The 24,230-nt window shown below is 72.8% G+C and carries 4 protein-coding genes; 1 reads left to right on the plus strand and 3 read right to left on the minus strand.

What is annotated here, in order from left to right; genetic code table 11:
- Positions 1-3: 3 nt before the first annotated feature.
- The 3 genes from ACWGI6_RS05505 to ACWGI6_RS05515 all read right to left on the minus strand — a co-directional run bounded on the left by ACWGI6_RS05505 (position 4) and on the right by ACWGI6_RS05515 (position 21,549).
- Positions 4-18,648, minus strand: a complete 18,645-nt coding sequence (locus tag ACWGI6_RS05505; RefSeq protein ID WP_453266260.1) for a non-ribosomal peptide synthase/polyketide synthase — start codon at positions 18,646-18,648, stop codon at positions 4-6.
- A 153-nt stretch (positions 18,649-18,801) separates the two neighbouring features.
- Positions 18,802-20,157, minus strand: coding sequence for a serine hydrolase domain-containing protein (locus ACWGI6_RS05510; RefSeq protein WP_453266261.1), 1,356 nt, complete (start codon positions 20,155-20,157; stop codon positions 18,802-18,804).
- Positions 20,158-20,340: 183 nt separating this feature from the next.
- Positions 20,341-21,549: a cytochrome P450 gene (locus ACWGI6_RS05515; RefSeq protein WP_453266262.1), complete on the minus strand. Its 1,209-nt coding sequence runs from the start codon at positions 21,547-21,549 to the stop codon at positions 20,341-20,343.
- Positions 21,550-23,429: 1,880 nt separating this feature from the next.
- On the opposite strand from ACWGI6_RS05515, the gene ACWGI6_RS05520 reads away from it, so the two are divergent.
- The gene (locus ACWGI6_RS05520; protein ID WP_453266263.1) at positions 23,430-23,888 is read left to right on the plus strand and encodes an STAS domain-containing protein; all 459 of its coding nucleotides are present in this window, start codon (positions 23,430-23,432) and stop codon (positions 23,886-23,888) included.
- Positions 23,889-24,230 lie beyond the last annotated feature (342 nt).

The raw sequence follows: 24,230 nt of genomic DNA on the forward strand, positions 1-24,230 counted from the left end.
TCCTCACCGTTCGTTGTGGTCGCTGTTGCCGCGGGCGGCGTCTTCGAGTTCGCGCAGGACGTGCTCCTCCACCAGTTCGGCGAGGGCGGCGACCGTGCGGGCGGTCAGCACGTCGCGGGGTGTGAGGTCCACGCCGAAGGTCTCGTTGACCCGGGAGGCGATGAGCAGGCTGCGCAGCGAATCACCGCCGAGGGCGAAGAAGTCGTCCTCGGCGCCCACGGCCGTCTCCAGGGCCTGTGCCCAGACGTCCGCGAGGAATTGTTCGGTGGGGGTGCGCGGGGCGACGTGTGCGGTGGGCTCGGGCAGGTCCGGCCCGGGTGCGGGCAGGGCCGCGCGGTCGGTCTTGCCGTTCTCGGTGAGCGGGAAGCGCTCCAGGACGACGAAGGCCGAGGGGACCATGTGGCCGGGCAGCGTCCGGGCGGCGAACGCGCGCAGCTCCGCGCCGGCCGGGACGTCGGTGTCGAGTGCGGCGAGCAGATGGGCCACCAGGCGCGGTGCTCCGGGCTCGTCCTCCCGTACGGCCACCACGGCGTCCCGCACGGCCGGGTGGCGCACCAAGGTGGCCTCGACCTCGCCCGCCTCGATCCGGTGGCCGTGCAGCTTCATCTGGTGGTCGGTGCGGCCGAGGTAGTGCAGCTCGCCGCGGGCGTCGCGGCGGACCAGGTCGCCGGTGCGGTACATCCGGTCGCCCGGTGCGCCGTACGGGTCGGCGGTGAACCGCGTGGCGGTCAGCCCCGGGCGGTGGAGGTAGCCGCGGGCCAGGGAGGGTCCGCCGACCCACAGTTCGCCGGGGATGCCGTCGGCGACCGGTCGCAGCCGCCCGTCGAGCACATAGCTGCGGCTGCCCGGCCGCGAGCGTCCGATGGGGGGCGCGGCGCCGTCGGGCAGGAGCGGTCCTGACCAGGTGGCGACCACCGTGGTCTCGGTGGGCCCATAGGAGTTGATCATCCGGTGGTGCGGGGCCCAGCGGCCGACCAGGTCGGCGCCGCAGGCATCCGCGCCCACGATGAGCGTGCGCAGGTCCGGCAGCGTCCCCGCGGTGGCGGGCGGCACCGTGGCGAGCGCGGCGGGCGGCAGCAGGGTGTGGGTGATGCGCTCCCCGCGCAGCACCTCGGCCAGGTGCGTGCCGAGCAGCGGACCGGGCGGCGGCACCACGAGGCAGGCACCGGCCGGCAGGGCCATGCACAGCTCCAGCACCGAGGCGTCGAAACTGGGGGTGGCGAAGGCCAGCACACGGTCACCCGGCCGCACTTGGTAGTGGTCGGCCTCGGCGGCGGCGAAGTCCGCCAGGCCGCGGTGGGTGACGACCACGCCCTTGGGGGTGCCGGTGGAGCCGGAGGTGTAGATCACATAGGCCGGGTCGTCGAGGTCGAGCGGGCGGACCCGGTCCCGGTCGGTGGGACGGTGTCCGGGTGTGGCGTCGTCCCCGGCCAGGAGGTCCTGGACCTCGGCGGCCTTCAGGGTGACGGCCGGGGCCGCATCGCGCAGCATCAGCGCGATCCGCTCGGCCGGGTACCCGGGGTCCACCGGCAGGTAGGCGGCGCCCGCCTTGGCGGTCGCGAGCTGGGCGACGACCATGTCGGCCGACCTCGGCAGGACCAGGGCGACGAGGTCGCCGGGGCCGGTCCCCCGGGTGAGGAGATGATGCGCGAGGCGGTTGGCCCGCGCCTCCAGCTGTGCGAAGGAGAGCTGCAGGTCCGGTGCGGTCAGCGCGGGGGCGTGCGGCCACCGGTCGACCGCGGCCTCGACGAGCGCGGCCAGGGTGGCCGCCTGCACCGCGTCGCCGGCCGTCGGCGCGGAGCGCCCGGTCAGCCGCTCGCGCTCGTCCGGCGGCAAGATGTCGATCCCGTCCACGGTCGTCGCGCCGCCGGGTGCCGCCAGGGCGCCCAGGGTGTGCATCAGCTGCGCGGCCAGGGACCGGGCGGTGGACTCCTCGAAGTACCGGGGGTCATAGCCGAGTTCGACGCTCAGCCGGGTGTCGGGCGAGACCACCACGGTGAGCGGGTAGTTGGTGGCCTCCAGGGCGTGCAGATCACGGACGCGCACGCCGTGTGCGGTGGCCGCGGTGTCGTTGATCGGGTAGTTCTCGAAGACCACCAGGCTCTCGAACAGCGCTGCTCCCGTGGGCAGTTCGCTCCAGTTGCGCAGGTCGGACAGCGGGACGTGCTCAAAACCGCGGGCGTTCGCCTGCACGGACTGCAGACCGCGCAGCCAGTCGGCCGGGGCCGCACCGCCGTCCACGTCGCACCGCACCGGCAGGGTGTTGATGAACAGGCCGGTGATGGAGTCGGCGCCGGGCAGGTCGGCGGGCCGGCCGGAGACCGTCGTGCCGAAGCACACCTCGCGCGCTCCGCTCCAGCGCGACAGCAGCAGGCCCCAGACCCCCTGGACGACGGTGTTGAGGGTGAGGTGGTGGCGCCGGGCGAAGTCCTGGAGCGCGGCGCTCGCCGGTGCGCCGAGCCGCTGCGAGAGCCAGGTGCCGGCGCGGGTGGCGGCACCCGGCGCCGGTCGCCGGTCGTAGGGCAGCGGGGTGGGTGCGGACAGACCGGCCAGCGCCTCGCGCCAGTGCTGTTCGGCCGGGGCCGTGTCATGGGCGGCGAGCCAGGCGGCGTAGTCCGCGAACGGCCTGCGGTCCGGCAGCTGTGGGTCGGCGCCCTGCGTCAGGGCCGCGTGGCAGGAGAAGACGTCCGAGAGGACCTGGAAGACGCTCCACCCGTCGAGCAGCACGTGGTGGAAGGTCCAGACGACCCGTACCTCGGCCGGGGAGAGCCGGATGAGGGTGAGCCGCAGCAGCGGCGCCCGGTCGAGGGCGAGCCCGCGGTCCCGGTCGTCGGCGAGCAGCCGGGCCAGTTCGGCGTCGCGCCGCTCCTGCGTCAAGGCGCTCCAGTCGAGCTCGGTGACGGGCAGGGAGACGGAGCGGCGGACGGTCTGGAGGGGTACCGGCACCTCGTGCAGGACCACCGCGCTGCGCAGCACGGGGGTGCGGTCGACGACCTGCTGCCAGGCGGCGGCCAGCAGCCGGGGGTCGGCTATGCCGTCCAGGACGAAGGTGGCCTGTTCCACGTAGAGCCCCTGGCCGGGTTCGTCGAGCCCGTGGAAGACGAGTCCTGTCTGGGTGGGGGTGAGCGGATAGACGTCCGTGACGTCCCGGCCGTCGCCGACGAGCCGGTCGACGGTCTCCTGGTCGAGCCGGACCAGCGGGAAGTCGGAGGGCGTGCGGCCCCCGGCGTCCGGTTCCGCGCAGTGCCGCACGATCTCCCGCAGCTCCGCGGTCATCTCCTCGGCCAGCGCGGCCACGGTGGACCGCAGGTGCAGGTTCGTCGAGTACGACCAGGTGAACTCCAGCCGTTTGTCCGCCACCAGGCCGACGACATCGATCAGCTGCGGCCGGTCGGCCGCCCGGTCCATGTCGCCCTCCAGCGCGCCGTACGGTGCGTGCAGCAGGCCGTCGCCCCCGGACGCGCTCCAGTCCTGCTGGCCGAGGTAGTTGAAGGAGATCTGCGGGTCGGCCGGGAGTCCGGTGGGCGCCGGGGTACGCAGATGGCGCAGCGCGCCGTGTCCCAGGCCGTGCCGGGGCAGCGCCCGCAGGCCTTCCTTGGCGGACTTCAGCGCCGTCGCGAGATCGGCGTGCGGCGGCAGATCCAGCGCGACCGGGAACATGGTGGTGAACCAGCCGACGGTGCGGGAGAGGTCGACATCGTCGAAGATCTCCTCGCGGCCGTGGCCCTCCAGCCCGATCCGTACCCGGTCGTGCCCGGTCCAGCGGGCCAGCACCCGGCCCAGAGCACACAGCAGGACGTCATTGACCCGGGTCCGGTAGACGTCCGGCACGTCCTGGAGCAGCCGGCGGGTCTCCTCGGCCTCCAGGCGGACGGTCACGGTGTCCTCGGAGTCCGCGGAGTTGCGGCCCGCGTGGTCGGTGGGCAGGTCCGTCAGGCCGTCCGGCCCGTTCCAGTGGGCGAGTTCGTCGTCGAAGCCGCCGGCGGCGGTGTGGTCGTGCAGCCGCTGCGCCCAGGCGCGGAACGAGGTGGTCTTGGGGCCGAGCCCGGCCCGGTCCCCGGCGCGCACCCGGCGGTAGGCGGTGTCGAGGTCCTCCAGGATGATGCGCCAGGACACCGCGTCGACGACGAGGTGGTGGGCCGCCAGCAGCAGGACGGGGCGGTCCTGGTCGCCCAGATGGCACAGCGCGGTCTTCAGCAACGGCCCCTCGGCCAGGTCGAAGCCCGCGCAGAGTTCCCGGGTCAGCGCGCGCAGCTCCGCGGCGCGGTCCTGCGGCGCCCGGCGGGACAGGTCGTGCACCGCCAGGGCGGGTGCCGCACCGGGCGCCGCGCTGTACTGGCGCCGGCGGCCGTCGCCGGTGGTCTCGTACACCGTGCGCAGGGCGTCATGATGCTCCAGCACCGCGGCCAGGGCGGCTCGCAACGCGCCCTCGTCGACCTCGGCGGCCAGCTGGAAGGAGAGCGACTGGGTGAAGTGCCCGGGGCTGTCCGGGACGCTGTCGAACAGCCAGTGCTGGACGGGCGTGAGCGGCACCTCGCCCACCACCGGGCCCTGTTCGGCGGTGGACACCGTGGCAGGCAGTTCCCCGGCGGCCGCGGCCAGGGCGGCGACGGTCTGGTGGACGAACAGATGGCGCGGGGTCAGCGCGAGGCCGGCGCGGCGGGCCGCGGAGACGATCTGGATGCTGAGGATCGAGTCCCCGCCGAGCGCGAAGTAGTTGTCCTCGGCGCCCACGTGGTCCACGCCCAGCACATCGGCCCAGATCCCGGCGAGCGCCTTCTCGGTGTCCGTGCGCGGCGGGACGTAACCGGCGGCCGGGGCGGCCCAGTCGGGCGCCGGCAGGGCACGCCGGTCGAGTTTGCCGGTCGCTCCCAGCGGCAGCTTCTCCAGGGGGACGACGACCGCGGGGACCAGGTGGTCGGGCAGGCTCCGGGCGAGGAAGGCACGCAGCGCGGCCGGGTCGGCGCCCGCCGCGCCCCTGGTGACGGCATAGCCCACCAGCCGCTTGTGGCCGTCGGTCTCGACGACCCGCGCGGCGGCCTCGGCCACCTCGGGGTGCCGGGCCAGTGCGGCCTCGACCTCGCCCAGTTCGATGCGGAAGCCGCGCACCTTGACCTGGTCGTCACTGCGGCCGAGGTACTCCAACTGCCCCTCGGTGTCCCAGCGCACGAGGTCGCCGGTGCGGTACATCCGCTCCCCCGCGGGGCCGAACGGATCCGCCAGGAAGCGCCCTGCGGTCAGTCCGGGCCGCGCGAAGTACCCGCGCGCCACGCCGGTACCGGCAAGGTAGAGCTCGCCAGGTACGCCGACCGGGACGGGCCGCAGATACGGATCGAGGACGTAGGCCCGGGCGCCGGCGACCGGGCTGCCGATCGGCGGGGTGCGGTCCGGATCCGCGGGGTCGCAGTACCAGGCGGTGGCGTAGACGGTGGCCTCGGTGGGGCCGTAGATGTTCGCGACCCGGCAGCCGGGGACGGCGGCGCGGACCTCTCGTACGGTACGGGCGGCGAGTCCCTCACCGGCCAGCACCACGGTGTCCGCCGTGACGTGGACGGTGTCCTCGGCGAGGAGCTGGCCGAGGGCGGAGGGGACGGCGCTGAGCAGGCTCGCGGTCCAGGGGGCGGAGCGTTCGGCGAGGGCCAGCAGGTCGCTCACGATCTCGACGCAGCCGCCGGACAGCAGCGGGCAGAAGATCTCGAAGACCGACACGTCGAAGTTGAGCGATGTGGACGCCACGACGTGGGACAGGCCCCGGCCGCCGAATTCGCCGGCGGCCCAGTCGGCCAGTGCCACCACCGACCCGTGGGTCGCCACCACGCCCTTGGGCAGTCCCGTCGAGCCCGAGGTGTGGATGACGTAGGCGGGGTGGGCGGGCAGCAGCGCACCGGTCCGCTCGCCGTCGCCGATGTCGGCGGGTGACTGCCCGGTGAGCCGGTCCGCCGTACCGGGGTCGTCCAACGCGATCCGGACGGCGGGCCCCTCGGGCAGCCGGCCGGCCGACGCGGCGGTGGTGAGCACGATGTCCGGTCCGATGTCGTCGAACAGGAAGGAGACCCGCTCGGCCGGGTACTTGGGGTCGACCGGCAGATAGCCCGCGCCGCTCTTGAGCACGGCCAGCAGGGCCACGATCAGATCGGCCGTGCGGGGCAGCGCGAGGGCGACGAACCGCTCCGGGCCCGCGCCCGAGGCGATCAGCAGCCGGGCCAGCCGGTTGGCGCGCTCGTTCAGCTCCCGGTAGGTGAGCCGGTCGGACCCGGCCAGTACGGCGGTGGCGTGCGGGGTGCGGGCCGCCTGGTCCTCGAACACCTCGGGCAGTACGCGCCGCGGCGGTGCGGCGGTCGCTCCGCCGAACTCCCGCAGGATGCGCCCGCGCTCGTCCGCGGTGAGCAGCGGCAGGTCCCCCAGGCGGCGGTCCGGATCGGCCGCCATCTCGGTCAGCAGGACGTGCAGGCACCCGCCCAGCCGCTCGACCGTCGCGGCGTCGAAGGCCGCCGGGTCGTAGTCCAGGGCGACGGTGAGGCGCTCACCGGGGGCGACGATCACGCTGAGCGGGTAGTTGGTCGGCTCCAGGTCGCGTTCCTGCTGGATGCCCAGGCCGTGCCGGGCGAGGGCGTCGCTGTCGAAGGGGTAGTTCTCGAAGACCACGATGCTGTCGAACAGGCTTGTCCCGCCCGGCACTTCGCTCCAGGTCCGGAGCTCAGTCAGGGAGACGAAGTCGTAGCGCCGGGATTCCGACTGGGCCGTCTGCAGGTCACGCAGCCAGTCCAGCAGCCTTCGGGCGCCGTCGACACGTACCCGGGTGGGGAGGGTGTTGATGAACAGTCCGACCATGGACTCCACACCGGGCAGCGCGGCCGGCCGGCCGGAGACGGTGGTGCCGAAGACCACGTCGTCGCTGTTGCTGTAGCGGGACAGCAGCAGGCCCCAGGCGCCTTGCAGCACGGTGTTCATGGTGAGGCCGGACCGCTGCGCCGTCTCCCGCAGGCGGGCGGAGTCCTCCTCGTCCAGCGTGACATGGACTGAGCCCGAGGACGAGGCACGGTGGGCCTCCAAGGGCTTGCGGTCCCGTGGGAGTTCGGTCGGCGAGGTGAATCCGGCCAGCGCGGTGCGCCAGTGCCGCTCGGCCTGTGTGCTGTCCTGCTCCGCCAGCCAGCGCAGATAGCTGCCGAAAGGCGGGCGGGCGGGGACCTCGGGACGGCGGCCGGCGGTGAGCGCCGCATACCGTTCGCAGATCTCGTCGAAGACCTGGGCCGCGCTCCAGCCGTCGAGCAGGATGTGGTGGAACGTCCAGACGAGCCGGACCCGGTCGTCGGACAGCTTGATCAGGGCCAGCCGCATCAACGGGGCGCCGGCGAGGTCGAGACCGGCCGCCCGGTCCTCGGCGAGCAGGGCGGTCAGTGCGCGCTCGCAGGCGTCGGCGCTCCGCCGGGACCAGTCGTGGTGGGTGACGGGCACGGTGGCCCGGACCTGGACGACCTGCAGCGGCTCGGCGGTCTCTTCCCACACCAGGCGGGTGCGCAGCATCGGGTTGGCGTCGGCCGCCTGCTGCCAGGCCGTGGCGAGTGCGACCGGGTCGGTGACGCCGGAGAGCACCAGCTGGACCTGGTTGAAGTAGGTGTGCGAGTCCGGGTCCATCAGACTGTGGAACAGCATGCCGGCCTGCATCGGGGTCAGCGGGTAGATGTCCTCCACCGCGCGGCCGTCCGCCGCGACCCGGTCCACGGCCGCCTGGTCGAGGCGGGCGAGCGGGTAGTCGGAAGGAGTGCGGCCGCCGGCGTCCGGGCCGGCGCAGTGGGCGACGATGTCCTCCAGGGCCTTGAGCATGCCCGTGGCCAGCGCGGTGACCGTCTCCTCGTGGTGCACCGCGCTGCTGTAGTACCAGGTCAGTTCGAGGCGGCGCTCCTCGACCCGGCCCACGACGTCCAGCAGGTGCGGCCGGACGGACTCGGGTGCGGCGGCGCCGTCCAGTCCGCCGCGTACGGCGCGGATCAGCCGCCCGTCGCCGGTCCAGTCGAACTGCCCCAGGTAGTTGAAGCTGATCCGGGGCTGGGGCGTCCCGGTGAGTTCGGCGGCTCCCGCGAGGTGCCGCAGCGTCCCGTGGCCGAGGCCCCGGCCGGGTACCGCACGCAGCTGTTCCTTGACGGACTTGAGCGCCGCGGCCCAGTCGCCGGCCGGGAGGTCCAGGGCGACGGGGAACAGGGTGGTGAACCAGCCGACCGTACGGGACAGGTCGACGCCGTCGAAGAAGTGGTCCTCGCGGCCGTGTCCCTCCAGGCCGACGGCGACGGTGCGCTGTCCGGTCCAGTCGGCCAGCACCCGGCCGAGCGCCGTGAGCAGCACGTCGTTGATCTGCGTGCGGTAGACGCCGGGCACCTTCTGCAGCAGGTCGCCGGTCCGCTGCCGGTCCAGACGGACGGTGACCGAGCGTAGGTCGGCGATCGTGTTGGTCCCGTCGGCGTCAACGGGCAGCGGAGCCGTGCAGTGTTCGGCCACCGCGCTCCAGTGCGCGCTCTCGCCGGCGAACCCGCCGGCCTCGGTGTGGGCGTGCAGCCGCCGGGCCCATTCCTGTACGGAGGTGGTCCGGGCGAGCGGGCTCATCCGCTCACCGCTGCGCGCCTGCTGGTAGGCGCTCTCCAGGTCCTCCAGCAGCACCCGCCAGGACACCCCGTCGACCACCAGGTGGTGCACGGTCAGGAACAGCCGCGGCGGTTGGGTCCGCGCGCCGGTGAACAGCTGGGCGGCGAGCAGGGGGCCCTGTTCCAGCCGGAAGCCGGCGTGCGCCTCGGCCATGGCGGCCTCGACCGCGGCGGCGCACTTCTCGTCGTCCCGTCCGGTCAGGTCCTGTACCTGCAGCAGCTGTGGTTCCGTGGCGTCCGGGGCCGGGCAGTGCTGTCTCCAGGTCCCGTCGGCCCGCTGCTCGAAGCGGGCCCGGAGGGCGTCGTGGTGGGTCCACAGGGCGTGCACGGCCGCGTGCAGCGCCTGCGGGTCGGGCTCCTCGGCCAGTTCGATGACGACGGACTGGTTGAAGTACCCGGGATGCTGCGGCCGGGCGTCGAGGAACCAGTGCTGGATCGGGGTGAGGGCGATGTCCCCGGTCACCGGGCCGGTGCCGCTGACCGGCGCGGCGGCGCCGGTGGCGGCCGCCAGGGCGGCGACAGTGGGGTGACGGAACAGGTCCCGGGGGGTCAGGGTCAGGCCCGCCCGGCGGGCGCGCGAGACGACCTGGATGCTGAGGATCGAATCGCCGCCCAGCATGAAGAAGTTGTCCTCGACGCCCACCCGGTCGACGCCCAGCAGGGCGCACCAGATGTCGGCGAGGATCCGCTCGGCCTCGGTGCGCGGCGCGAGGTGCTCGCCGGCGGTGGCGGCCGACCAGTCGGGGGCGGGCAGCCGGCGCCGGTCCACCTTTCCGTTGCCCGTGAGGGGCAGCGCGTCCAGGGTCACGAAAGCGGCGGGGACCATGTAGTCGGGCAACTCGCCGGCGAGGAGGGCACGCAGCTCCGCCGCCTGCGGCACCGTCGCGTCCGGGGCGGGGACGAGGTAGGCGACCAGGCGCTTGCGGCCGCCGTCGTCGGGGACGGTCACCACCGCTTCGGCGACCGCGGCATGGCGGGTGAGCACGGCCTCGATCTCGGCCGGTTCGACGCGGAAGCCGCGGATCTTGATCTGGTCGTCGGCGCGCCCCACGAAGTGGAGTTCACCGTCGGCGCTCCAGCGCACGATGTCGCCGGTGCGGTACATCCGGGTGCCGGCCGGCCCGAACGGGTCGGCCAGGTAGCGTTCGGCGGTCGCACCGGGGCGGCCGCCGTAGCCGCGGGCGAGCCCGGCACCGGCGAGGTAGAGCTCTCCCGGGATGCCCGGCGGCTGGGGCTGCAGCGCGTCGTCCAGGACGTAGACGCGGGTGTTGTCCAGGGGACGTCCGATGGGCAGGGCGGCGGGCAGCGGGTCGCCGGAGCGGAAGGCCCGCCGGGTCGCGAAGGTGGTCGTCTCGGTGGGGCCGTAGCCGTCGACCACGGTGAGGCCGGGGCAGGCGTCGAGGACGCGGCGCACCGCGGCGCCCGGCACGGCTTCGCCGCCGGTCCACACCTCCCGGGCGCCCTGCAGGCACTCGGGGCCCTCCTGGGCCAGCAGGCGGAACAGCCCGGCGGTCAGCCACAGGCAGGTGACGCCCTGTTCGGCGATCGCCCGGCGCACCGTGGCGGCATCCACGTCGGCCGACGGGGCGAGGACGGCCCGGCCGCCGCGCAGCAGCGGCACCCACAGTTCGTAGGTGGCCGCGTCGAAGGCCTGCGGGGAGTGCACCAGAACCCGGTCGTGTCCGTCGAAGGCGCGGTCGAAGGCGAGCGCCACGACGTCCCGGTGGCGTACCGCGACCCCCTTGGGGCGTCCGGTGGAGCCGGAGGTGAACATCAGGTAGAGCACGTTGTCGGGGTGGAGGGCGGGCGGGGGCGCACCCTCCGGAGCGGGGGCGTCCGCGGTGCCGGACGGCACGGCGTCGCCCGTCACCAGCAGGGTGTGCCCACCGGGCGCCACCTCGCGGGCGGTCTCCTCCCAGGCGGCGTCGGTGAGCACCAGGTCCGCCGTGGTCTCCGCCAGCACCTGCCGCAGCCGCTCCCGCGGAGCGCGGCCGTCCAGCGGGACGTACACACCGCCCGCCTTGACGATGGCCAGCTGGGCGATGACAAGGGCGGCCGACCGGTCCATGAGGACCCCGACCGGGGACTCCGGCCGCACTCCGAGCCCGGCCAGCCGGCCGGCCAACGCATCAGTACGGGCGTCGAGTTCCCGGTAGGTCAGGCAGCTGTCCCCGGCGTCCAGAGCCGTGGCGTCCGGGGTGCGCCGGGCCTGGGCGGCGAACAGCCCCGCCACCGTGCCCTCGGGCAGCGTGGTGGCGGTGTCGTTCCACTCCTCGACCACCTGGCGGTGGCGTGCCGCGCCGAGCACCGGCAGCCGCGCGGGCGGGCGCCCGGCGTCCGCGGCCATGCCCTCCAGCAGCACCGTGAGGTACTCGCCCATCCGCTCGACGGTGGCCGCGTCGAACAGTTCCGGGTCGTAGCCGAGCCGCAGGGCCAGCTCCGGCCCCGGGTAGGCGACCAGGCTCAGGGGGTAGTTGGTGCTCTCGATGCCGTCGAGGCCGCTCAGCCGCAGTCCGTGGGCGGCGGCGAGGTCGCCGCCGACCGGGTAGTTCTCGAACACCACGATGCTGTCGAACAGTCCGACCCGCTCGGGCAGGTCGCTGAACCCCTTCAGCCGGGCGAGTGGGACGAAGTCGAAGCGCCGGTCATCGGTCTGGATCTGCTGCACCCGGCGCAGCCAGGCCGTCAGGGTGCCGTCGGCGGGGACGGTCAGCCGGGTCGGTACGGTCGCGATGAACAGGCCGTTCATGGCCTCGACGCCGGGCAGTTCCGGCGGCCGTCCGGACACGGTGGTGCCGAAGACGACGTCCTTCCGCCCCGTCTGACGGGCCAGCAGCAGCGCCCAGGCGCCCTGCACCAGGGTGTTCATGGTCAGGCCCGCGTCCTTGGCCAGGCCGTCCAGCCGGCGGGTGGTGCCGGCGGGCAGGGTGACGCGCACCGCCTCGGTGGACTCCGCGCGGTGGGTCTCTCTGGGCTCGCGGTCGTAGGGCAGTGCGGTGGGCTCGCTCCACCCGTCGAGCCGGTCCTGCCAGTGCCGCTCGGCCTCCGCCCAGTCGCGGTCGCGCAGCCAGGCCACATAGTCACGGAACGGCCGGCGGCTGGGCAGGCCCGCCTCCTCAGGCGCGGCGCCGTCGCCGGCCGCCGGGCCGCGCAGCACGGCGTGGCACCGGAAGACGTCGGAGAGCACCTGGAACAGGCTCCAGCCGTCCAGCACCAGGTGGTGGAAGGACCACACCACCTGGACCTCGGTGTCGGACACCCGGGCGAGGACCAGGCGCAGCAGCGGGGCGGCGTCGAGGTCGATCCCGCGCCGCCGGTCGCGGTCGAGCAACTCCCGCAGCCGGGCCCGTCGCTCGCCGTCCGGCAGGGCGCGCCAGTCCAGATGGGTGACCGGCACGGTGGCGCCGCGCTCCACCACCAGCAGCGGCTCGGGCACGTCCTGCCATACGACGCGCCCGCGCAGCACGGGGGTGCGGTCCGTCACCTGTTGCCAGGCCGCGGCCAGGGCCTGCGGGTCGGGTACGCCGTCCAGGACGAAGGTGAGCTGCTGGAAGTAGACGCTCTGGTCGTCCTGGGAGAGCCGGTGGAAGAGCATGCCGGCCTGCGTGGGGGTGAGCGGGTGGATGTCCTCGACGGTGCCGCCGTCGCCCACCAGCCGGTCCACGGTGGGCTGGTCGAGCGCGGCCAGCGGGAAGTCGGAGGGGGTGCGTCCGCCGGCCCCGGGCCGGGCACCGTGCCGGGCGATGTCGCCCAGCGCACGGGAGAACTCCCCGGCCAGCCGGGTCACGGTCTCCTCGTGATGGAGGTTCGCCGAGTAGAACCAGGTGAACTCCAGCGCGTCGCCGTCCAGTCGGCCGACGACCTCCAGCGCGTGCGGCCGCGGCGCCGTCGGGTCGGCGTCCAGCGCCAGCTCGCGGTGCGGGCCGCGGTAGAGACCGCCGTCACCGCCCGGCAGGCCGAACTGGCCGAGGTAGTTGAAGCTGATGCCGGCGGTCGGCGTGTCCGGCAGACCCGCCGGCCGGATCAGGTGCCGTTGGACGCCGTACCCGAGGCCGCGGCGGGGCACGGCGCGCAGCTGCTCCTTGACCGACTTCAGCACGGTGCCCCAGTCGGCGTCCGGCGTCACGCTGAGGGCGACCGGGTAGCGGGTGGTGAACCAGCCGACGGTACGGCTCAGGTCCACGTCGGTGAAGAGTTCCTCGCGGCCGTGGCCCTCCAGGTCCACCGGGACCCGGTCGCGTCCGGTCCACTCGTGCAGCACCCGGCCCAGCGCGCTCAGCAGCACATCGTTGACCTGGGTACGGAAGGCCCCGGGCAGGGTGTGCAGCAGGACGGAGGTCTCCCCCGGGGTGAGGCGCACGGTCACCGAGCGGGCCGACGCATAGGTGTTGGCACCGGCGAGGTCGGCCGGCAGCGCGGGGTCACAGGTACGGGCCAGCGCCGTCCAGTAGGCCGTCTCGTCCTGGAAGCCACCGGTCTCGGCGTACCCGGTCAGCCGCCGCGCCCAGTGGCGCAGCGGGGAGGACTTCGGTGGCAGCGCGGTGTCCGCTCCCCCGCGCCGTGCGCGATAGGCCCGGTCCAGGTCCGCCAGCAGGAGGCGCCAGGAGACACCGTCGACCACCAGGTGGTGGACGGTCAGGTGCAGGACCTGGGGCAGGCCGGTGCCCCGGTCGTGGAGCACGGCACGCAGCAGGGGGCCGCGGCTCAGGTCGAACGGGCCGAGGTGCGGTGCGTCGTCGTCGGGGCCGGTGTGGCGGTGCAGCGCGAATCCGGGCGCATCGCTGTCGATGTGCTGGCGCCACCGGCCGTCGCCGTCCCGCACGAAGCGCGAGCGCAAGGCGTCGTGGTGGGCGACCACCTCGTGCAGCGCGGCTTCCAGCGTCGTGGCGTCCAGGTCGTCGGCCAGCTCGACGGACATCGTCTGGCCGAAGTGGCCGGCCCGCTCGGGGTCGCTCTCGAACAGCCAGTGCTGAATGGGCGTCAGCGGTGCCGGTCCGGTGGCCTCCGCCTCGGGGGCCGCGCCGACGGCCGGCTGCCCGGCGGCTTCCAGGCACTGCGCGAGGGCGGCCACCGTCTGGTGTTGGTAGACGTCGCGCGAGGTGACGGCCAGGCCCGCCTGCCGTGCCTGGGCGACGACCTGAATGCTGAGGATCGAGTCACCACCCAGCGAGAAGAAGTTGTCGTCGACGCCGACGCGCTCGGCCCGCAGAACGTCGGCCCACACGGTGGCGAGCGCCCGTTCGGTGGCGGTGCGCGGCGCCACGTAGTCCGTCGTACCGGCAGCCGTCCAGTCCGGGGCGGGCAGCCGCCCGCGGTCCAGCTTGCCGTTGGGGTTGAGCGGCATCGCGTCCAGGACGACGACCGACGCAGGCACCATGTAGTCGGGCACACTGCGGCCCAGCCGGCGGCGGATCGCGCTCGGGACGAGCTCCGCCCCGGGCGCCGGGACGACATAGCCGATCAGTCTCTTGTGGCCGTCGCTCTCCCGGGTGGCGGCGGCCGCCTGGGCCACCCCCGCACAGCGCAGCAGCGCCTCCTCGACCTCGCCCAGCTCGATGCGGAAGCCCCGCACCTTGACCTGCTGGTCGGCCCGGCCCACGTACTCCAGCTCACCGTCGGTGGTCCACCGCACCAGGTCGCCGGTGCGGTACATCCGGCTGCCGGGGCCGGCGAAGGGGTCGGCGACGAACCGGGCCGCGGTCAGGCCGGGACGCCGGAGGTACCCCCGGGCCAGGCCCCCTCCGCCGAGGTACAACTCGCCCGTCACGCCGGGCGGTTGAGGTCGCAGCATGCTGTCCAGGACGTAGCAGCGGGTCCGGGCGACGGGCCGGCCGATGGGCGGGGCCTGCTCGGGCGTGCCGTCGCCGGCGAACCATGCCGTGGCGTACACCGTGGCCTCGGTCGGGCCGTAGATGTTGGCGACCTGGGAGGACGGCATCGTCTCCCGGATCTCCCGTACGGTCCGGGCGGGCAGGGCCTCGCCCGCCAGGACCACCGTGTCGGCCATGACGGTACGGGCGCCCCGGGTCAGCAGCCGGGAGACCACCGACGGCACCCCGCTGAGGAGACCGGCCTGCCGCGGCGCGGCGCCCGGCCGGTCGGCGAGGGCCGGCAGGTCGGCCACCACTTCGATGCTGCCGCCGGACAGCAGGGGACAGAGGAGTTCGAAGACGGACACATCGAAGTTGAGCGAGGTGGAGGCCACCACATGCGTCAGCCGCTCCCGGCCGAACTGCGCTCCCGCCCAGGCCGCCAGGTCGGCCACGCTGCGGTGGGTGACCACCACACCCTTGGGACGGCCCGTCGAGCCGGACGTGTAGATGACGTACGCGGGGTGGCCCGGATCCAGCGGCCGGACCCGGTCGGCGTCGGTGAGGTCCTCCTCCGTCTGCCCGGCCAACTCGGCCGAGGTCTCCGGGTCGTCCAGTACCAGCCGCTCGGCGCCCTCGGGCAGGCAGCCGGCGGTGTCCCGGGTGGTCAGCACGAGGGCCGGATCGGCGTCGGTGAGCATGAACCGGATGCGCTCGGCCGGATAGCCGGGGTCCACCGGCAGATACCCGGCACCCGCCTTGAGCACCGCCCACAGGACGGCGACCAGGTCGGCCGAGCGCGGCAGGGCCAGCGCCACCAGGGTCTCGGGGCCCACTCCACGGCGGGTCAGCAGCCGGGCGAGGCGGTTGGCCCGCCGGTTCACCTCGTCGTAGGTGAGCCGGGTGTCGCCACAGACGACGGCGTTCCGGTCGGGGGTGCGGACGGTCTGCGCCTCCAGGAGTGCGGGCAGGGTGGTGTCCGGGCCGTCCTGCTGCGGTGCGTTCCAGGCGTCGAGCATGGTGCGCCGCTCGTCGTCCGTCAGCAGCGGCAGTTCGGCCACGGTCCGGTGCGGGCCGTCCGCCATGCCGTCCAGCAGGAGGTGCAGCTGACGGCTCATCCGGGCCACGGTCCGGGCGTCGAACAGGTCGGTGTTGTACTCGACGGTCAGCCCGAAGGATCCGTCGCTGCGCGGCAGGAACTCCAGTACCAGGTCGAACCGTGCGGCCGGGCGCGGCAGCGGATGCTCCTCGATCCGTAAGCCGCCGGCTTCCTGCGGGTGCACCATGGCGGTCTGCTGGACGACCAGCACCTGCACCAGCGGGGTGCGGCTGGGGTCCCGCTGCGGGGCCAGCTCCTCGACGACCCGGTCGAACGGCACGCTGTCGTGGCTGAAGGCGTCCAGGAGCGTCGCCCCCATGGTGTCCAGGAACCGGTCGACGGTGGCGGTGCCGTCGACATCGGTGCGCAGCACCAGGGTGTTGACGAAGAAGCCGGTCATCTCCTCCAGTTCCCGGTGGGTACGTCCGTTGGCGACGGTGCCGAACACGATGTCGCGCTGGCCGGTATAGCGGGAGAACAGCACCGAGGCCGCCCCGGCGAACAGGGTGAACACGGTCGTGCCCTTGGACCGGGCGAGCCCGCCGAGGCGTGCGGCCAGATCCGCCGGCAGGTCGTGGCGGTGTGCCGCGCCGGAGGTGGTGCGCACCGGCGGCCGGGGCCGGTCCGTGGGCAGGTCCAGCTGCGGCATCGCGGTGAGGTGCCGCTTCCAGTAAGCGAGGTCGTCGGCGTGCCGGTCCGGGGTGGGGTGCGCGCGCTCCCACTCGGCGAAGTCCGGGTATTGAAGGATCGGTTCTGCCAGTCCGTGAGGGCTCCCGTCCGCCTCGGAGGCGTACAGGGCGGCCAGTTCACGGACCAGCACGCCGACCGACCAGCCGTCGGTGACGATGTGGTGCTGGGCCAGGAGCAGCAGATGCTCGTCGGCGGCGACCCGGATCAGCAGGGCCCGGGTGAGGGGGCCCTCGCGCAGGTCGTAGGGGCTCTCCAGCTCCTCGACGAGCAGACGCTCGGCCGCCGCGTCGCGACCGCCGGCCGGGACGCCGCTGAGATCGACGGTGCGCAGCGGCAGGGAGACGGTGTCGTCGACCCGTTGCACCCCGCGCCCGTCCACCGTGGTGAAGGTGGTGCGCAGGGAGTCGTGGCGCGCGGCGAGCCGGTCCAGGGCGCGGCGCAGCGCCCCGGCGTCCAGCGGACCGCCCAGTCGCACCCCGACTCCGGTGTTGTACTCGCTGTCGCCGGCCGTCAGGTCGTCGAGGAACCACAGCCGTTGCTGCGCACCGGACAGCGGCAGCGGACGGTCGCGCGGGACCGGGGTGATCGGAGCCGCCGGCTCCGCGGTGGCCGGGTCGCCGAGGAGCGGCACCAGTCCCGCGATCGTCCGGGCGGTGAACAGGTCACGGACGGACAGCCGGTCGCCGAACTCCTCCCGGATCCGGGACAGCACCCGCACGGCGAGGACGGAGTCGCCGCCGAGCTCGAAGAAGTCGTCCCCGGTGCCGATGGTGCTCACCGACAGCACGTCCGACCAGATGCCGGCGAGTATCCGCTCGGCGGGTGTCCGGGGGGCGGCATGGCCCGGCTCCGGGGCGCGGGCCGGGTCGGGCGCGGGGAGCGCCCGTCGGTCGATCTTGTGGTGTGCGGTCAGCGGGAAGGCATCGAGGACGACGACGGCGGAGGGAACCATGTGGGCCGGCAGACTGCGGGAGACCGCGGCGCGCAGCTCTGCGGGCTGCGGGGGCCGCAGGGGGTCGCCCGGTGTCACATAGGCGACGAGCCGCTGTCGCCCGGGCTCGTCCTCGCGCACGACGACCACGGCTTCACCGACCCGGCAGTGACGGGTCAACGCCGCCTCGATCTCCCCGAGTTCGATACGGAAGCCGCGCACCTTGACCTGCCGGTCGATCCGTCCCAGGAATTCCAGTTCGCCGTCGGAGTTCCAGCGCGCCAGGTCTCCGGTGCGGTAGAGCCTGGTTCCGGGCGGCCCGTACGGACTGGCCACGAAGCGCGTGGCGGTCAGACCCGGGCGGTCGAGGTAGCCGCGTGCCACCCCGGTGCCGCCCACGTACAGCTCTCCGCCGGTCCCCGCCGGCACCGGTCGCATCGCCGCGTCCAGCACATGGACCTGGGTGTGGGGCAGCGGCCTGCCGATCGACGGCGTGCCGCCGCCCACGGCCAGCGGTCCCGTCCAGGACGCGACCACCGTGGCCTCGGTGGGACCGTAGGAGTTGATCAGCCGGCGCCCCGCCGCCCAGCGGTCGACCAGCTCGGCCGGGCAGGCTTCGGCGCCCACGATCAGGGTCCGCAGGTCGGGCAGGCCGCTCCCGTCCGACGGGGCGGGCACGGTGGCGAGCGCGGCCGGCGGGATGAGCGCGTGGGTGATGCGGTGGTCCGCCAGGACGGCCACGAGTTCCTCGCCCAGCCACGGCCCGTCGGGTGGCACGACGAGGGTCGCGCCCGACAGCAGGGAGATGCACAGCTCCAGGACGGAGGCGTCGAAGCTCGGGGACGAGAACTGCAGGACGCGGGCGCCCGGCGTGACGTCGTACTGCGCGGCGGCCGCCGCGGCGAAGTCGCCCAGACCGGTGTGGGGCACCGTCACCCCCTTGGGGGTTCCGGTGGATCCCGAGGTGTAGATGACGTAGGCGGGGTGCTCGGCACGGAGCGGCGCGAGCCGGTCGGAGTCCTGCGGCGCACGGTCCGGCCCCGTTGCGGGCCGGGTCTGCGCGAAGTCGTCGAGGACCGCGGCCGGCTTGGCGTCGGACAGCATCAGGGTGCGGCGCTCGGCGGGGTACGCCGGGTCGACCGGCAGGAACGCACCGCCCGCTTTGGCCACGGCGAGTTCCGCGATGACGAGTTCGACCGAGCGGGGCAGCACCACTGCCACCGTCCGCTCCGGCCCCACCCCGCGTCCGATGAGATCGTGCGCGAGGCGATTCGCCCATGTGTCGAGCTCGCGGTAGGACCAGGTCCGCCGGCCGTCCGTCACCGCGGGTGCGTGCGGCGTGCGGGTCACCCATGCGGCGAACAGGTCCCCGAGCAACGGCCGGGGCCCCGGACGGACCGGGCCGGACTCAGGGGCCGGGGGAACGGTCCGGTCCTGCGGCGATGCGGACTCCGGTGCTGAACTCGCGTGCTGGTCCGTCATGGAGGTCGGTCCTTCTCAGCGGGGACGGGGCGGTGCAGCAGGACATCGGGCGGCCCGGAAGAGCGGTCCCGGGCGGTACAGGACAAAGTGTTCGGGCGAACCGGGTGCGAAAGAGCGGGGAGTCGCACCGGGTTCGACCGCGACGGGCCCGATTCAGGCGGTGACGGTACGGCGTGCCGTGCGACCGGAGATCTGGACGCGGTCGATGGCGCCGCTGTCCGGATCCCGCAGAAAGCGTCCACCGGGAACGCGGTGGCCGGACGCGGGATCCACCAGGTCACAGCTCAGATCCGGGTAACAGACCAGCGGCGCGGGGGTGTCGCCGTTCACGGTCAGCGCCAGGGAGCCGTGCGCGTCCGCGGTGATCTGGTACTCGACGGTTCCGTTGTGGTAGGTCCCGGCGCACTGGGGAAGTGCGACGGCGCGGCCCCGCTCCAGCGGGCGCGCGGCGGACGGGACCTGCACTCCGGTGATCTGGCCGATGTCCTCGGCCAGTTCGTGCCACAGGGCGGTGCCGTTGTTGGCATTGCTGGTGAAGGCGACCACCGTGCCGCTGTCCGGTTCGGCCCGCAGATGGCAGGAGGTGCCCTGGGCGTTGCCGTCGTGGCCGCACCACTGCTGGGTGCCCTGCTGGAAGAGCGCGAGGCCCGGACCCCAGGCGTCCGCCAGGACGCCCGGAGCGGCACCCGGTACGGGGCGGCGCATCTCCTCGGCGGCCTCGGGTGTCAGCACCGCGCGCGGCCCGTGTCCGAGCAGGGCCCGGCCCAGTGCGACCAGGTCGAGGGCGCTCGCCAGCAGGGCACCCGCCGGGGCCTCCACCGGCGCCAGGGTCTGCTGCACCGGGAGCACTCGTCCGGAGGCCGCGTTGACGGAGTGGCCGCGGGCCACCGGACGCGTCGGCGTGGCATCGCCGAGGAAGGCGGGAACGGTGCCCAGGGGTTCCAGCAGCAGCGCGCGCACGGCGTCCTGCCAGGACATGCCCGTCACCGCTTCGATCAGCCGGCCGGCGGCGACATATCCGGCGTTGGAGTAGGAGAAGCCGCTGCCGGGCGCGCACACCGTGTCCCGGCCCGAACAGTGCGCGGACAGGTAGCGGGCGGGGGTCAGCACCGCCGCGTCGTCCGAATCGGGGCCGGTCGGGAGTCCCCCGGTGTGGCTGAGCAGCTGCCGTACGGTCAGGTGCGGTGCCCGACGCAGCTCCGGCACATGGGTACCGACGAGATCGGTCAGCTCGAGGTCACCGTCGGCGGCCAGGAGCATGACGATCGCGGCCGTGTAGGGCTTGGTGACGGACCCCAGCGGCACCGCCGTGTCCACGGTGAACGGTTCGCCCGCGGTGACGTCCGCCTCGCCCGTCTGGACCGTGTACGTGACCGAGTCGACCTGCACGGCGAGTTGGGCTCCCGGCACCTGGTGGGTGCGTGCGAGCGTGTCCAGACGCTCTTGTAAGAGGCGTCGTATGTGGGTCGGCTGCCGGCTCGCGACCGGAGCACTCGAAGCATGCGGCATGAGAAAGGAACTCCCGGAACTCGAAACTCACGGGGGAATGACGCGCCTGCCTGCCGTGAAAGCAACCCGCTCACGGCGTGGGCGAATCAGCCCCTGGGCCTGATCGCCGAGGGCACTCGGCAACCGATCTCCTCGCGTGCGCCCGCCCGTTGGAGCCGGGCGCGCTCTCCTCTGCGAACGGCACTATGACCTCCGCACCTCCAACGGCAGACGACGCGCACTGACGATGACGGCCGGGTTCTGGAACTCGACCTCGCGGCGGCTCGGGACGGTGATGCAGGGGAATCGGTCCAGCAGTTGGCGCAGCGCGATGCGTGCCTCCAGCCGGGCCAGCGGCGCACCGAAGCAGAAGTGAATGCCGTGGCCGAAGGTCAGATGCGGGTTGGGGTTGCGCATCACGTGGAACGTGCCTGGATCGGTGAACCGTGCCGGGTCGCGGTTGGCGGCGGCCAGGTTGGCCATGAGGATGGCGTCGGCGGGAATCGTCCTGCCGCCGAGTTCGACCTCGCGGGTGGTACGGCGCCCCAGTTCGGGGAACGGCGGCAGCCAGCGCAGCACTTCCTCGATGGCGTCCGGCAGCCGACCGGGGTCCGCGCGCACCTGCGCGGCGGCGTCGGGGTGCTGATCGAAGCTGAGCACGGCGCTGCCCAGCAGTGCGGTGGTGGTGATGTGCCCGGCGACCAGCAGCAGGGCCACAAAGCCGACGATCTCCTGGTCCGCCATGCGGATGCCGTCCACTTCGGCCTGCAGCAGCCTGCTGGTCAGGCCCTCGCCGGGGTTCTTCCGGTGGTGGCGGATGTGATCGAGGAGGTAGCCGTTCATCTCGCGCACGGTGGGTGCGATGGAGTCCAGCGCGCGCTCGAGATCGCTCATGTCCAGCGAATCGCCGAGCTCGTCCCCGCCGAAGAGCGTGGCCGCCCACTCCTGGAACAGCCCGCGGTCACTGGCCGGCACGCCGAGCAGCTCGGCGATCACGAGAATGGGCAGCGGGTAGGCCAGCGCGTCCACCACGTCGAACCGGTCACGGTCCTCGACGGCGTCGAGCAGTTCCGCCGTGATGGCGTGGATCCTCGGTTCGAGTCCGGAGACGACGCGCGGGGTGAACGCCTGGCTGACGAGGGTGCGCAGCTTGCGGTGCTCCGGCGGGTCCATGCCGACGAAGTTGCCCTGGCGGAAGGTCTCGAAGTCCGGCTGGGTGGGGGTCAGACCGGAGAAGTCCGAGGAGTAGGTCGCCGGGTCGGCGAGCACGGCGGCCACGCTCCGGTGGTCCAGAACCTGCCAGAGGTTCTGCCCTTCGTCATGACGTATGGGATCTGCCACGCTCAAGGCACTCCACCGGCTCACCAGATCGTCGAAGACGAAAGGTGCCTCTTTCAGTTCGTTGCTGGTCACCGGTACTCCCTGAAGTGCGGGTCCGGGAGGGCTCGTTCCTCCCCAACAGTTATGCGCTGGACTGATCGGCGGCCATACCCCTCGAAATGACGGATCGCCGTGTGACGCAACAGGCTTACTATCACAGCCCTTTCAGGCCCTTGGCTGCTTTCGGATTAAATTTGTACTGCCGGTGCGCAAATTGGCGAAGCCGGGTTCCGACGCACGGCCGTCACAATGTTGTCGCGCTACCCCAAGAAGGCATCCGGGATCTCCCGACGGCATGAACGCGCATGGCGACGCACGAACATGAACACCGGTTAAAGGCATGCCGATATGGTCAACCATCGGGCCCCGCGACGAATCGCCGGCGCAAGCCCCTGGATCCCGGTTTCCGGTCGGCGCGGGCGCGGCAGCACCGGCGCTCACTACTCAGTGATCGGCGTCGACAGCGCCTGATATACCACTGCGGGTGCGCTCAACGGCGACAGCAGCAAAAGAGCAGCCTGGACGGTCGGCCGGAATGCCGCCGCGGACAGACCGCCGGCAACTCCCGGGCAGAGCCGGACGTGCAATTCCGCATGCCGAGCCCCCTCCCGTTCTTTGACGCGGGCAGCCGAGAACATGCCGTCGGTTCCGCCGCACGGCTCGATGCACCAGACCGCGAAACCCCTCCCCGGCCATTCACCGACGCCCGGACATACGGCAGCGAAGCCGCCGTTGACCATCTCGTTACCACACATCCCCCACTGAAAACCCCTCACGCATGACACGTGTCAGGCATCCCCACGCACCTCAAGACGGGCGATCCTCACACGAGCCACCGGCGCCCGAAAAGAGGACGAGAGAAACGTAAACACTACCGGCAGGTACAATTTGATGTTGTCAGCGATCCGCGTCCCCGAGCGCTTTCTCGCCAGTCCAGCTTGACCGACAGTCTTCACTCCCAGTCATACAATAGCAACCCCCTGCGGTTTGACTGAGGGTGATTTTTATACCCATTTGCCTTGGGCCGCCAGCAGGTCGCGCGCAACCCCTGTTACTCGTGAGGCAAACGACTTCGACTGTCCGTTCGAACTGAACGCGGGGAAGTGGGTATTGAGCGTTTCTCCCGGAGAGCGGCAGAGCCCTCCAAGGCGGTCCGCTATCCCCGCCGCACGATGATGCCACCCCTCCCCAGTGGCAAGTGCCAGACCTTGGCAAACCACCGCGGGGAGAACAACCCTCAGATGCAGATCCGGACCGGGACCACGGCCGCCACGGCGAACCGGAAGGCGTTCACCGTCACAGCTGCCCGCGTAGCGGCCGGGCAGGCCAGGCCCGTTGTCACGGTGCTCATGGGCCATCTCGGCCTGCATCCACAGGTGTTGGTCAGCCAGGGTGGCCGCTCGCTCCGTGGCCTGCTTTCGACGTCCGGTTAATTGGCCGGATTCCATACCTTGCGGCCGAAGTGGACGCTGCAGTAACTGATCCGCAGTCGCTTTCGCAGAAAGAGATGGCGAATTTGTTGCCGACAGGCAAGTACTCGGCGTGGAACTGCCGAATACGCGCCGGCCGGCAGGGGAACGCGCACCGCCCCGTATCGGTCCGCAGCCCGTCATGGGCGGCGCCAGCCCGCCGGCCGGAAACCTCGAAGGACCGGCACGCCGGCCGGACGACCCTCCGGCGGCCCCGGCGCGGCGCGGGATCAGGGTGCGCTGTCGCCACGTCGCCGACGCGTGCTCAAGTCGGAGCCGGATCGCCCCGGTTGGGACACCGCCGCCCGGACAGCAAGACGTGCCGGCCGGTCAACGGTGGTACTGATGGTTCCGAATCGGTGGCGCGGTGTGGGACAGTGAAGTGACGGAACGGCCTGGTTCGGCTCGTGAGCCTCGCTCGCCCAGTGCTCCGAGAGGCGGGATGTGATCCCCGGCAGCTCCTGCCGTGGCGGCCCGCGAACTCCGGACCACACACGGCGCCTGCCGTGTGCCCGCAGTGCTGCGGCTGCATGGCTGCCACCCCAACTCTTTGAGGGCGTTATTCCTTTCACCATCAGCACCCAGTATCTGGATGACACCGTACTGCTCATGGCCTGCGGAGAGATCGACCGCGCTTGCGAGCCGGCATGCGACCGCGTCCTCGCCTCGCTGCCCTCAGCACTGTCCGACGTGGTCCTGGACATGCAGAACGTGCCGTTCATGGACGTGACGGGCCTGCACTTCCTGTGCGCCCTGCACCGTCACACCGCCCGCCATCACACCCGTCTGCACACCCGCGGCTGGCGGGCGCAACCACGGTACGTCCTGGATTCGGCCCTGCACCTCGACCTGCAGGGCGCTGACTTGCACACCGCCGTGCGCGCGGCTCTCGACCTGCTCTAGAACTCTCGCGGTACGCGGCAAGAAGTGGTCTGCCCCGCCCCGGCCCGTTCTCCGCGTACCCCGGTGACCGGTCGTCATGCGCCCCCTTGAACGGCGGCATCACCGTCGCGGCCGGCGTCCGGCAGACCTCCCTGCGGGCATCGCGACGGGCATCGGGGCGGAGCCTCACCCTCCTCGGCGCAGGGCCGGGCCGTACCGTACGGCAGCGAAAAGCCGGTGCGGGGGGGCCGGTGGCGACGGGGGGCCCCCCCGGGCTCGCGGGCGCGAGGACGGGTTGGGTGCATGTAGACCCGCGGGCACACCCCCGGGCAGCGCGCGGGTGATGAAGAAAGACAGGGGGAA

The sequence above is a fragment of the Streptomyces sp. NPDC054786 genome, assembly GCF_053611685.1.